Raw genomic sequence first — 12430 nt, 5'->3', positions numbered from 1 at the left:
GAAGTCTGCTCCTCCCGGGGCGGACTGCCATCAGAGGGGAGTTAAAAATGAAGCATTTCAACCTGCTGCTGCGCTCCGCCGCGGCGGTGGCGGTCGTTGGCGCCACCGGTTTCGCAGCACCCGCGCTCGCCGAGGATCTCACCATTGCCGTTGGGGCGGAAGCCACCTCCATCGATCCGCATTTTCACAATCTCGGGCCGAACAACCAATTGGGTTTTCAGATTTTCGACCGTCTCGCCAATCCGGACGAGCGGCAGAATTTCGAGCCCGGCCTTGCCGTATCGTGGCAGCCCATTGACGACACCACCTGGGAATTCAAGCTGCGCCAGGGAGTGAAATTCCACGACGGGTCGGATTTCACCGCCGATGACGTGCTTTGTACCTTCGAGCGCGCGCCCAACGTGCCCAATTCGCCGGCGGGCTTCGGCACCTATACGAAGGGCAAGACCTTCGTGAAGGTGGACGACTATACCGTCCACGTGAAGACGGATGCGCCCTATCCGCTGATGGTCAACGACCTTGGCAACGTGGCGATCGTCTCGAATGAAACCGGCTGTGACGCCTCAACGGAAGACTTCAACTCCGGCAAGGCAGCCGCCGGCACCGGGCCGTTCAAGTTCGTGGAATACGTTCCGGGCGACCGGATCGTGCTTGCGGCCAATCACGATTACTGGGGCGAAAAGCCGACCTGGGAAAAGGTGACGATCAAGCCGATCAAGTCCGGCCCCTCGCGCGTTGCCGCCCTTCTTGCGGGTGACGTCGACGTGATCGCCTCCGTTCCGACGACGGATATCGAAACGCTGAAAGCGCGCGACGACGTCACGCTTTCGCAGGGCGTGTCGAACCGCGTGATCTATCTCCATATCGACCAGTTCCGCGAGAATTCTCCCTTCGTGAAGGCGAATGGCGGCGGTGACATCAAGAACCCGCTGATGGACGTTCGCGTGCGTGAGGCGATCTCCAAGGCGATCAGCCGCGAGCTTATTCGCGATCGGGTGATGGAAGGTCTGTCGATCCCCGCCGGCCAGCTTCTGCCCGAGGGTTTCTTCGGCGTGTCGCCAAATCTGACGCCCGATGCCTATGACGCGGACGCCGCAAAGGCCCTGCTCGCGGAAGCGGGCGTGCCGGACGGCTTCGAGCTCACGATCCACGGTCCGAACGACCGGTACGTGAACGACGCCAAGATCGTCGAGGCCATCGCGCAGATGCTGACGCGCGTCGGCATCAAGACTGAGGTCGAGACGCTGCCGCGCTCGGTCTATTTCTCGCGTGCTTCGACGGGGGCGGACGGTCTGCCGGAGTTCTCGCTCATTCTCGTCGGCTGGGGTGCCGGCTCGGGCGAGGCGTCTTCGCCGCTTCGCGCGCTCATCGCCACCCACGACAAGGACAAGGGCATGGGCACGGCCAACCGCGGCCGCTATTCCAACCCGGAAGTGGACAAGGTGATCGAGGAAGCCCTTGCCGAGGTCGATGACGAGAAGCGCGCGGAGCTTCTCGCCAAGGCGACCGAGATGGCCATCGGCGATTACGCGATCATCCCGATCCACTACCAGGTCAACACCTGGGCAAGCCGCAAGGGGCTGAAGTACATCCCGCGCACGGATGAATACACGGTCGCCTACGGTGTGGTGAAGGAATAGGGGCGAGGACCGTCACCCTCACCCGGTGCTGCGCACCGACCTCTCCCTTCAAGGGAGAGGTGAAGGCGCGTGAGGCAGGCAATCCGCTATCGAGGCACCCTCAATCCGTAAACTGACTCTGGCGAGGCGGCGCTTCTTGCGCCCCCTCTCCCGGCGAAGTCGGATGTTTCCGACTTCGCCATTTCCGGTCCAAACTCGGGAACACCCGAGTTTGGTGGGAGAGGGCCGGGGTGAGGGTGGTTTTTAACCGAAGAGACTGAACAATGAGCGTCTTCATATTGCGGCGCCTTATGCAGAGCGCGCTCGTCATGGTCGCCATGGCGGTGATTGTCTTCTTCGGCATCCACCTTGTCGGCGATCCGGTGTGGATGTTCGTCTCGCCGGACATGGACCAGCACGACATCGAGGAGGTCACGCGTGCGCTCGGCCTCGACCGGCCGATCTGGGAGCAGTTCGGCTATTTCGTCCTGAGCGCGTTGCAGGGCGATCTGGGCACGTCCTTCGTCTTCGGCGAGCCCGCGCTCGGCCTCATTATCGAGCGTATGCCGGCGACGCTCGAGCTTGCCTTCACCGCGCTCTTGATGGCCGTCGTCTTCGGCATTCCGCTCGGGCTCTATGCCGGGCTTTATCCCGACAGCGCCGTTTCCAAATCGATCATGGCGGGCTCCATCCTGGGCTTTTCGCTGCCCACCTTCTGGGTCGGGATCATGCTGATCATGGTCTTCGCCGTCATTCTTGGCTGGCTGCCGTCGACGGGGCGGGGAGATACGGTCGATCTTTTCGGCGTGCCGGTGTCGTTTCTCACGCTTGACGGGCTGGAGCATTTGTTGCTTCCAGCCTTCAACCTCGCGCTTTTGAAGATCTCGCTCGTCATTCGCCTCACCCGCGCCGGCACGCGCGAGGCGATCCATATGGACTATATAAAGTTCGCCCGCGCCAAGGGGCTTTCCACCCGGCGCATCATCGGCGTCCATCTCCTGAAGAACATCCTCATTCCGGTCGTCACCGTGCTGGGGCTGGAGTTCGGCTCGCTGATCGCCTTTTCGGTGGTTACCGAAACGGTCTTCGCATGGCCCGGCATGGGCAAGCTCCTGATCGAGGCGATCCAGCAGCTCGACCGGCCGATCATCGTCGCTTATCTCATGATGATCGTCTTCCTCTTCGTGGTCATAAACCTGATCGTCGACATCCTTTATTCCATTCTCGATCCGCGCGTGCGGCTCGGCGACAGGGGAGCCTGAGCCATGGCCGTGACGGATGCCGGAAAACAGCCCGCCGCAAGGGAAATCGCCCCGCTTCCCGCCCCGCCGGCGGAAGCGCCGTTGAAGCGCTTCCTGTCCGACTTCGCCGCCAGCCGGCTTGCCACGGGGGCGGCCCTGCTGCTCGCCGCGATCATAGTCGTCGCCTTCCTCTCGCCCGTTATCTCGCCGCAGGATCCTTACGATCTCGCCACCGTCTCCGTGCTTGACGCGCGCCTGCCGCCGGGGAGCGAAAACTTCGCCGGCTACACCCATTGGCTCGGCACGGATGGCGCGGGCCGGGACCTCCTGTCGGCGATTCTTTACGGGCTTCGGATCTCTATCTCCGTTGGCCTTGCTTCCGGGGTGATTGCGCTTTTCGTCGGCATGGCCATCGGCCTGGTCGCGGCTTATGTCGGCGGGCGCACGGAAACGCTCATCATGCGCGTGGTGGACCTTCAATTGTCGCTGCCGGCGGTTCTCGTCGCGCTCATCCTCCTTGCCATCCTGGGAAAGGGGATCGACAAGATCATCATCGCGCTCGTCGTCGCCCAATGGGCCTATTACGCGCGCACGGTGCGCGCCTCGGCTCTTGTCGAGCGGCGGTGCGAATATGTGGAAGCCGCGCAAAGCCTCGGCCTGTCGCATGCGCGCATCATGTTCCGCCATATCCTGCCGAACTGCCTTGCGCCCCTCATCGTCGTCGGCACGGTGCAGACGGCGCACGCCATCGCGCTTGAAGCCACGCTTTCCTTCCTCGGCGTCGGCCTGCCGCAGACGGAGCCTTCGCTGGGCCTGCTGATCGCCAACGGGTTCGAATACATGATCTCCGGCAAATACTGGATTTCCGTCTTTCCGGGCCTGGCGCTTCTTCTCACCATCGTTTCCATAAACATGGTGGGCGACCAGCTGCGCGATGTTCTCAATCCGCGCTTGCAGAAGTGAGCCGGAAAATCATGAGTAATGCTCCCACCTTACAGGTCACGGACCTCAAGACGCATTTCTTCACCAGGGCGGGCGTAGCCAAGGCGGTTGACGGCGTCACGCTTTCGGTCGACCGGGGCGAGGTTCTGGGCCTCGTTGGCGAATCCGGGTCGGGCAAGACGGTGACGGGCTTTTCCATTCTCGGCCTCGTCGATCACCCGGGCAGGATCGTCTCAGGCTCGATCAGGCTGAATGGCGAGGAGCTTGTCGGCAAGCCCGAAGCCGAGCTTCGCCGGATACGCGGGCGTAAGGTCGCGATGATCTTCCAGGACCCGATGATGACGCTCAATCCGGTCCTGCGCGTCGATACGCAGATGATCGAGGCGATCCGTGCGCATGAGGATGTCTCGGAAGATGCCGCGCGCCAGCGTTCGCGCGAAGCGCTTGTACGCGTCGGCATCCCCTCGCCGGACGAGCGGCTGCAGTCCTATCCGCATCAGTTTTCGGGCGGCATGCGCCAGCGCGTGGCGATCGCCATCGCGCTTTTGAACGAGCCGGACCTGATCGTCGCCGACGAGCCGACGACGGCGCTCGACGTCACCATTCAGGCGCAGATCCTTTACGAGGTGCAGAAGCTTTGCGCGGAAACCGGCCTGGCGATGATCTGGATCACGCATGACCTTGCCGTCGTCGGCGGGCTGGCGGACCGTCTGGCGGTCATGTACGCGGGCCGCGTGGTGGAGGAAGGCCCGGTCGACCGGGTGCTGGACGCGCCCCTTCACCCTTACACGCATGGGCTCATCGGCTCGGTGCCGAGCCACAATCGCCGCGGCGCGCGCCTGTCGCAGATCCCGGGCATGACGCCGTCGCTCCTTCACCTGCCGGAGGGCTGCTCCTTCGCCGCGCGCTGTCCGCGCGCGGATGATGCCTGCCGCGTCATGCCGCAGCTTGAAAGGTTCGCTCCCTCGCGCGCCGCCCGCTGCCATCATCCCTTCATCGCCGAAAACGACGGCCAGGAAATCGATCTGACCTTCAATGAGTGAAACTCCGATTCTCGCGCTCGAAAATGTCTCAAAGCGCTTCGTCCGGCGGCTCGATGCGGCGGAAAAGCTCGTCAACCTTTTCGGCGCGGATCGTCGGGAGCAGGTCGTTCATGCGGTCGACGATGTCTCGATTTCCGTAAAGCAGGGCGAGGTCGTCGGTCTCGTCGGCGAATCGGGCTGCGGAAAGTCGACGCTCGGCCGCGTCGTCGCCGGCATTCACGCGCCAAGCGAAGGAAAGCTCTTCTGGCGGGGTGAGGATGTCGAAACGGCCTCGGCGCAAGTGCAGCGCGATGCGCGCCTCAAGGTGCAGATGATCTTTCAGGACCCGATGTCCTCGCTCAACCCGCGCATGCGGGTGCGAGATATCGTCGGCGAAGCGCCGCGTGTGCACGGCCTCGTCTCAGGCGCGGGCGTGAAGGATTACGTTGACGACATGCTCTTGCGTGTCGGCCTCGATCCGAGCTTTCGAGACCGTTACCCGCATCAGTTTTCGGGCGGTCAGCGTCAGCGTGTCGGCATCGCCCGTGCGCTCGCCGTAAAGCCGGAGTTTCTGGTCTGCGATGAAAGCGTTGCAGCACTTGACGTTTCAATCCAGGCGCAGGTCCTGAATCTTTTCATGGACCTTCGCGCCGATCTCGGCCTCACCTATCTCTTCATTTCGCATGACCTTGGCGTGGTCGAGCATCTGTCGGACCGCGTGGTGATCATGTACTTGGGCCGCGTGGTGGAAACCGCGCCGACGGATGAGCTATTCCGCGAAGCGAACCATCCCTATACCAAGGCCCTGCTGGCGGAAGTTCCGCGCATCGATACGCGCAAGCGCCAGTTCCAGCCGATCAAGGGGGAGATCCCTTCTCCGCTTGACCCGCCGCCGGGCTGTCACTTCCACCCGCGCTGCCCGTTTGCGTTCGAGCGCTGCAAGCGCGAGGCGCCCGCCCTGAAGGAAATCGCGCCCGGCCGCCATTCGGCCTGTCATTTGAATGATGGGGGATGAGAGGCCTTCGCCCTGCCTTTTTTGGCGTATCGCCATTGTGTTCCGCTTGATTATTCGGCAAGAAAGCGCGGCCTGCGTCCCCTCTCTCCGCGAAGTCGGATGTTTCCGACTTCGCCGTTTATCTTCCAAACGCGGGAACACCCGAGTTTGGCGGGAGAGGGACGGGGTGAGGGTGACCACTTGCACAGCTTCGCCGGCGCGGACGATGACGTGACGAAAGTCTACGCCCCCAGTCCTCCGTCATCTGCGAAATCTTGTTGCGTCGAGAATTTCTCCTGCGATTACGCCACGTTCCTCCGCCGCCTCGCGCAGACTTGCGGTGAAAAGCATCAGGTCCGGCGTCTGTGGCTCGTCCGTCCGCAAGGACACGCCCACGGGGCCAAGCGTGATTGCAGTGTCGAGCGGCAGTTCCACCAGTGTTCCCTCCTTCAGGTCGGTCGCCACCACCCCTTGCGAGATGATCCAGACGGCGTCGCTCGACCGCGTGAAGGTGCGTCCGAAGGCGTTCGACACGGTCTCTACGCGGCGCGGCAGATTGCCGATGCCGTTCGCCACCATCAGCCGCTCCACCAGCGGGCGGATCGCGGCGGAACGGTTGGGGTAGAGCACGGTGAATTCGGGAAGCCGCGCGATATTCGGTTCCCTCGTCAGCGGGTGGCCGGGGCGCACCACCAGGCTCACGTGTTCGGTGTAAAGCTGCTGGAAGCTCAGCCCCTGCATCGCTTCGGGCTGGCCAAGCCTGCCGACGACGACATCCAGTGCGCCGACGCGAAGCTGGTCGAGCAGGTGCCCGTTCGGCCCGGTGACGATGGAAAGCGGCGTCCCGATGCCTTTTTGCATATAGTTCGAAACCGCTTGCGGGATCATGCTTGCGGCCACGCTCGGCAGCGCACCGACGTTCAAGAGCCTGTCCGAGCCGAAGCGCGCCTGCTCGATGCCGTCGAGCCCCTGTTGAAGCGCTGCGACGGACATGCTGGCATAATGGTGGAAGATATCGCCTTCGGCCGTCAGGAACACGCCGGCGCGGCTGCGTTCCATAAGGGTCGCACCGAGGATGTCCTCAAGCTCCTTGATCGTCTTGGAAACGGCCGGCTGGGTGATGTTGAGCGTGCTTGCCGCCGCTGTCAGGCTCTGGCGGCGGGCCACTTCAAGAAAGGCTTGCAGATGGCGCAGCTTTATACGGGGGTCGAAGAGCATTTACATTCCTGTATGTTATGAAATAGCCTAAAAATGTCATTTTACATTACCTATCGTACAGGTCAAAGTTTGTGAAAGGCAAGAACCTTAAGGTTCGGGAGGAAATCAGAGTGCAGTCCTTATGGGTGAATGGGCGCGTGCTTAACGTTCGGGTCGAAGGGCGTTCGGACGGTGAAACCGTGGTGGCCTTTTCCAATTCGCTCGGCACGGATTTCCGCATCTGGGACGAGCTTGTCGCGTTGCTGCCCCGAAACTGGAAGATCGTGCGTTACGACACCGCCGGCCATGGGTTGTCCGAAACGGGCCGCGAAATGTCGATCGAGGATCATGCGCATGACCTGCTTGCCGTGCTCGATCACGCGGGCGCCGAAAAGGCTTATGTCGTCGGGCTTTCCGTCGGCGGCATGATCGCCCAGGCGCTCGCCGCCGATCATCCGGACCGTGTGGCCGCCCTTTGCCTTTCCAACACCGCACCGAAGATCGGCACGCGGGACATGTGGCAGGCGCGGATCGACGCGGTCCTGGGCGACGGGCTGGAAAGCATTGGCGATAGCGTCATGGAGCGCTGGTTTTCGCTCGATTTCCGCTCCAGGCGGAGCGAGGAAGTAAAACTCTGGCGCAACATGCTCACACGCACGCCGGCTCGCGGGTATGCCGATGCATGTGCTGCGATCCGCGATGCGGACTTGACGGCGAAGGCACGCACGATCCATGCGCCCGCCCTTTGCATCGGCGGCTCGGAGGATGGCTCCACCCCGCCCGACCTCGTGCAGGCGTGCGCGGCCACGATTCCGAACGGGCGCTATGTCGAGATCGAGGGCGTGGGTCATCTTCCATGTGTCGAGGCGGCTGAAAAGGTCGCCGGGGTGATCGTTCCGTTTTTCAGGGAGTTCGGCGCGTGAGCGAGACAAGGTTCGAGACGGGCATGCGCACGCGCCGCAGCGTGCTGGGCGATGCGCATGTCGACCGCGCAGAAGCACGCAAGACACCCTTCGACGAGCCGTTCCAGACGCTGATTACCGAGGGTGCCTGGGGCACGGTATGGGCGAGCGAGGCGCTGACGAAGCGCGAGCGTTCGCTGATCACCATCGCGTTGCTTGCCGCTCTCGGTCATGATGAGGAGGTCGCCATGCACTGCCGGGCGACGGCGAACACGGGCGCAACGCCGGAGGATGTGCGCGAGGCGCTCATGCATGTCGCGGTCTACGCCGGCGTGCCTGCGGCCAACCGCGCGCTCAGGATCGCGAAATCCGTCTTCGAACCCGAAGCGGGCGAAGCGCCGGAATGACGTACCAGAAAAATTTCAAAGGGAGGTGACGCCGATGTCCGGCCTACCGTTCTACCGCAGGGAGCGGAATCAGCATCCACCGGCCTATTCGCCCGGTTACAAAAGCTCGGTCTTGCGCGCGCCGTTCCGCCCGCTTGTCTCGCCGGAGCAAACGGAGCTTGATACGAGCGGGCCGACCTTCGGCCACGACATGCTTGGCCCGCTCGACAACGATCTCATCCGCAACGCCTCCCAGGGCGGCGAGGCGCTCGGCGAGCGCATCATCGTCCACGGCCGGGTGCTGGATGAAAACGCGAGGCCGATCCCCAATGCGCTGATCGAGGTCTGGCAGGCGAATGCGGGCGGGCGCTACGCGCATACCAACGACGGGTATCTCGCCCCGCTCGACCCGAATTTCTCCGGCTGCGGGCGCACGATCAGCGATGCGGAAGGCTACTATCGCTTTCGCACCATTCGCCCGGGCCCCTATCCCTGGCCCAATAACGGGTCGGACTGGCGTCCTGCGCATATTCACATGTCGATCTTCGGCGAGGCGTTTTCCCAGCGGCTCATCACCCAGCTTTATTTCGAAGGCGATCCGCTGATCCCGCTCTGCCCGATCGTCAATACGATTCCGGATCCTGACGTGGTCCAGCGGCTGGTCGCCCGGCTCGACTTCAAGAATCAGATGCCGTTCGACAGTCTGGCCTATCGGTTCGACATCGTGCTGCGCGGACGCCGGCAGACCTACTTCGAAAACAGGGAGGAGGGAGCGTGATGATGCGGGAACCTTCGAAAGACGGCCGCCTCAAGGAAACGCCTTCGCAGACGGCGGGTCCTTACGTCCACATCGGTACCGCACCCCAGTCGATCGGCCGGGAACCGCTGGCGAACCAGCCCGGCCCGGTCGCCTATGACGGGCCGGATGCGATCACCATCGAAGGCGTCATCTACGATGGCGCGGGCGAGCCGGTGCGTGACGCCATGGTCGAGTTCTGGGGTGCGGACGCTCAGGGCCGCGTCGGTGAGCACGGGCTTTTCGGCCGCGCGACCACCGATTTCAAGACCGGCGAATTCAGCTTCCGGACGGTGAAACCGGGTCAAATGAGGGAGGGGCTTGCCCCGCGCATCGATTTTCTGATCTTCGCGCGCGGCATCAACCTTCATCTTCATACGCGCATCTATTTTCCGGAGGACCGCGACCTCATTCATGACGATCCCGAGTTGAAGCGCGTTGCCCCGAAGGCGCGCGCCACCCTGATTGCCGACAGGATTGACGGCGGCGCGAAGGGGGCCTACCGCTTCGATGTCAATCTCCAGGGCGATAACGAGACCGTCTTCTTCGACGTTTGAGGGAGCTTCATGAGCAAGCCTTGCATCATCACCGTCGCGATCACCGGATCGCTGCCGAAGAAGAAGGACAACCCGGCGGTGCCGATCACCGTGGAGGAGCAGATCGCCTCCACGCGTGAAGCCTATGAGGCGGGCGCCTCGCTCGTTCATGTGCATGTGCGCAATGAGGACGAGAGCCCGACGTCCGATCCCGCGCGGTTCAAGGCGTTCCTGGATGGCGTGCGCGAGGCTTGCCCCGGCATGATCGTCCAGTTCTCGACCGGCGGGCGCTCGGGCGTTGGCTCCGAGCGCGGCGGCATGCTTTACCTGAAGCCCGACATGGCCTCTCTGTCGACAGGGTCCTGCAACTTCCCGACGCGGGTTTACGAGAACCCGCCGCAACTCGTCGACGAACTGGCGGCGAAGATGCTGGAACATGACGTGAAGCCGGAGATCGAGGCTTTCGACCTGTCGATGCTCTATCAGGCCATTACGATGAGCGAGGACGGGCGGCTGAAGAAGCCGCTGCACGTCCAGTTCGTCTTCGGTGTGAAAAACGCCATGCCGCTGGAGCGCAGGGCGCTGGAGTTCATGGTTTCGGAACTCGACCGCCTTCAGCCGGAAGCGACGTGGACGGCCGCCGGCATTGGCCGCGGCCAGTTGGAGGTCAACCGCTGGGCACTCGAGCTTGGCGGTCACTGCCGTACCGGGCTTGAGGATAACGTCCGCCTCGACCGGGAGACGCTGGCGCCGTCGAACGCGGCTCTGGTGGAGCGTGTCGTCGCCCTTTGCCCGGAGTACGGCCGCCGCCCCGCGACCGTTCGCGAAGCGCGCGAGATGCTCTCGCTCCCGCAGGTGTGATCGATGGCGATATCCCCGCTCGACTCCACCCTCTATTCCGGCCTCTTCGGTGATTCGGAAACGGCATCGCACTTGTCCGACGAGGCGGAACTCAAGGCGATGGTCGAGGTGGAAATCGGGCTCGCCCGTGTCCAGGCGCGCCACGGGCTGATTGCCACGGAAGCGGCGAAAGTCGTCGAAAATACCCTTTCCGGAATTGAATTGGACCCAAAAGACTTTCTCCTCGCCACCACATCCGCCGGCGTGCCGGTTCCCGGGCTTGTCGCGAAATTACGAGAGATTTCAGGCGGTTCAGCTGCCGATAGCCTGCATTTCGGCGCAACCTCGCAGGATATCGCCGACACCGGCCTGATGCTCCGCCTGAAGCGGATAATTGGATTATTCGAGCATAGGCTGAATTCGCTGGTCGGGGATATCTCGGCTCTCGCCCGCGAACATCGCGCAACGCCCATGGCCGCGCGTACGCGGGGACAAATGGCAACGCCCGTCAGCTTCGGTCTTCGCGCCGCCACTTGGGTGCGGGACCTTGCGCGCGAGCTTCGAGCTTTGCGGAAACTTGCGGAAAATGGCCTTTTTCTGCAGCTTGGCGGGGCTTCGGGAGACCTTGCCGCCATGTCGAAGGACCGCGATCTTTTGCGCAAGATCGAGGCGGACCTCGCCGGGGATTTGGGGCTTCGATCTTCCGCTCCCTGGATGACGGGCCGAGCCCCCCTTCTCGATATCGCCACCCGATTTGCCGCCATCACCAACACGACGGGCAAGATCGGTGCTGACGTATTGATCGGCACGCGCAGTGAAATCGGTGAATTTGACCTAGCGGAATCGGGCGGTTCGTCGACCATGCCGCAAAAGAAGAACCCGGTGAAGGCCGAGGTTCTGGTGGCCCTCGCCCGCCTTAACGCCAGCCACCTCGGCGCACTTGCGGCAACCGGAATCCATGCGGAAGAGCGGGATGGCGCAAGCTGGATGGGGGAATGGCTCACCTTGCCGCAGGTCGCGGCGGCAACGGGGGCAAGTCTTTTGCGAGCGCAGGAGCTCATATCCGGGCTCAGGCCAGAGGCGGCGCGCATGAAAGCGGCAATAGATGCCTCCAACGGGCTCATGCTGGCGGAAGCGGCAAGCTTCGCGCTGATGGAACACATGCCCCGCTCGGAGGCTCAGGCGCTCGTCAAAAAGGCAGCAAATTCAGTACGTTCCAGCGGAAAGCACTTGCTGGACGAAATCCGCTCCCTCACGGATGCCAAGGTCGATTGGGACGCGCTGCGCAAAAGCGTGGAGTCCGCCGACGCCGCCGCCGACATGACGGACCGGTTGCTGGAAGAAGTGGCGGAGTTGATCGCTTGAGGTTTGTTTCGGCAAGGCTTGAAACGAGCAAGCAACCCAAAAATTATTTTTAGAAAACCCGGATTTCATCAGCGAGGGTGGATTCTCGAACCTGCCCGAATAGGTCCTTGCGGGAGGCGAAATCGATCTTGTTCGCAGAACCGAGAATACTTTCGATTTCCTGCTCCAGACGCCCGATATCGAAAAGTGAGAATTTCCGAGCGGGATCAAGCTCATAGGCAAGGTCAATGTCACTGTCCGGTCTTGCTTGGCCGCGCGCTACCGATCCGAACAAGAACAGGTGTCGCACGCCTATGCGGCCAAGCTCATCGCGATGCATCCTCAGCTTCCGAATGATGTCAGTCGCGACCGGAGCGCCCTTATCTTCGCGCTCCACGTAATCTTCGACAATCTGGTTGAGCAGATCCTGCACCTTTTGGCCGCGCCGGGCCGCAATGGATTTGAACCGGTTCCGAAGCGAAGCCGGAACTCGAGCCGATAGATAGGCGGTATCGGGAGCAGGCATTTTCGCCTCTTGTGTATTTGTGCACAAGTGTACAAATAATGCCCTGCAAACGCATTGTCCAGAAAAAAGCCCTGTTTTGGGAAGG

At 62.5% G+C, this 12430-nt stretch carries 13 protein-coding genes; 11 read left to right on the top strand and 2 right to left on the bottom strand.

What is annotated here, in order from left to right:
- The first annotated feature begins 47 nt into the window (after nt 1-47).
- The 5 genes from HPQ64_RS03170 to HPQ64_RS03150 all read left to right on the top strand — a co-directional run bounded on the left by HPQ64_RS03170 (nt 48) and on the right by HPQ64_RS03150 (nt 5839).
- Nucleotides 48-1640, top strand: a complete 1593-nt coding sequence (locus HPQ64_RS03170) for an ABC transporter substrate-binding protein (protein WP_172886924.1) — start codon at nt 48-50, stop codon at nt 1638-1640.
- Between the two features lie 263 nt (nt 1641-1903).
- Entirely contained in the window at nt 1904-2881 is a 978-nt protein-coding gene (locus HPQ64_RS03165) for an ABC transporter permease (protein ID WP_172886923.1), read from the top strand.
- A 3-nt stretch (nt 2882-2884) separates the two neighbouring features.
- Nucleotides 2885-3823 carry an ABC transporter permease gene (locus HPQ64_RS03160; protein WP_172886922.1) on the top strand — a complete coding sequence of 313 codons (939 nt, stop codon included), beginning with the start codon at nt 2885-2887 and terminating at the stop codon, nt 3821-3823.
- An 11-nt stretch (nt 3824-3834) separates the two neighbouring features.
- Nucleotides 3835-4845, top strand: coding sequence for an ABC transporter ATP-binding protein (locus HPQ64_RS03155; protein ID WP_172886921.1), 1011 nt, complete (start codon nt 3835-3837; stop codon nt 4843-4845).
- Nucleotides 4838-5839: an ABC transporter ATP-binding protein gene (locus HPQ64_RS03150; protein WP_172886920.1), complete on the top strand. Its 1002-nt coding sequence runs from the start codon at nt 4838-4840 to the stop codon at nt 5837-5839. Before HPQ64_RS03155 ends, HPQ64_RS03150 begins: the two co-directional genes overlap by 8 nt.
- Before the next feature lie 240 nt (nt 5840-6079).
- On the opposite strand, the gene pcaQ is transcribed toward HPQ64_RS03150, so the two are convergent.
- Nucleotides 6080-7036: a pca operon transcription factor PcaQ gene (gene pcaQ / locus HPQ64_RS03145; protein ID WP_172886919.1), complete on the bottom strand. Its 957-nt coding sequence runs from the start codon at nt 7034-7036 to the stop codon at nt 6080-6082.
- Nucleotides 7037-7146: 110 nt separating this feature from the next.
- On the opposite strand from pcaQ, the gene pcaD reads away from it, so the two are divergent.
- From pcaD to HPQ64_RS03115, 6 genes are read left to right on the top strand one after another with little or no spacing between them, the layout of a single operon-like run.
- Nucleotides 7147-7938, top strand: a complete 792-nt coding sequence (pcaD, locus tag HPQ64_RS03140; protein ID WP_172886918.1) for a 3-oxoadipate enol-lactonase — start codon at nt 7147-7149, stop codon at nt 7936-7938.
- Complete coding sequence (pcaC, locus tag HPQ64_RS03135; protein ID WP_172886917.1) at nt 7935-8324, top strand: 4-carboxymuconolactone decarboxylase; 390 nt, start codon at nt 7935-7937, stop codon at nt 8322-8324. The genes pcaD and pcaC overlap by 4 nt, the downstream gene beginning before the upstream one ends.
- Nucleotides 8325-8358: 34 nt before the next feature.
- Nucleotides 8359-9081 (top strand): protocatechuate 3,4-dioxygenase subunit beta, encoded by a 723-nt coding sequence (gene pcaH / locus HPQ64_RS03130; RefSeq protein ID WP_172886916.1) that lies wholly within the window; start codon nt 8359-8361, stop codon nt 9079-9081.
- The gene (gene pcaG / locus HPQ64_RS03125) at nt 9081-9656 is read left to right on the top strand and encodes a protocatechuate 3,4-dioxygenase subunit alpha (RefSeq protein WP_210260068.1); all 576 of its coding nucleotides are present in this window, start codon (nt 9081-9083) and stop codon (nt 9654-9656) included. Before pcaH ends, pcaG begins: the two co-directional genes overlap by 1 nt.
- A 9-nt stretch (nt 9657-9665) precedes the next feature.
- The gene (locus HPQ64_RS03120) at nt 9666-10496 is read left to right on the top strand and encodes a 3-oxoadipate:acetyl-CoA acetyltransferase (RefSeq protein ID WP_172886915.1); all 831 of its coding nucleotides are present in this window, start codon (nt 9666-9668) and stop codon (nt 10494-10496) included.
- A gap of 3 nt (nt 10497-10499) precedes the next feature.
- Nucleotides 10500-11840: a lyase family protein gene (locus HPQ64_RS03115; protein WP_172886914.1), complete on the top strand. Its 1341-nt coding sequence runs from the start codon at nt 10500-10502 to the stop codon at nt 11838-11840.
- 49 nt (nt 11841-11889) lie between these two features.
- Here HPQ64_RS03115 and HPQ64_RS03110 read toward each other — a convergent pair whose 3' ends face one another.
- Nucleotides 11890-12345 (bottom strand): nucleotidyltransferase domain-containing protein, encoded by a 456-nt coding sequence (locus HPQ64_RS03110; RefSeq protein ID WP_172886913.1) that lies wholly within the window; start codon nt 12343-12345, stop codon nt 11890-11892.
- Nucleotides 12346-12430 lie beyond the last annotated feature (85 nt).

The organism is Hongsoonwoonella zoysiae (assembly GCF_013266695.1).
GTDB classification, from domain to species: Bacteria; Pseudomonadota; Alphaproteobacteria; order Rhizobiales; family Stappiaceae; genus Hongsoonwoonella; species Hongsoonwoonella zoysiae.
Note: the sequence above shows the minus strand (reverse complement) of the source record. Positions and strands in the feature narration are given on the sequence as shown.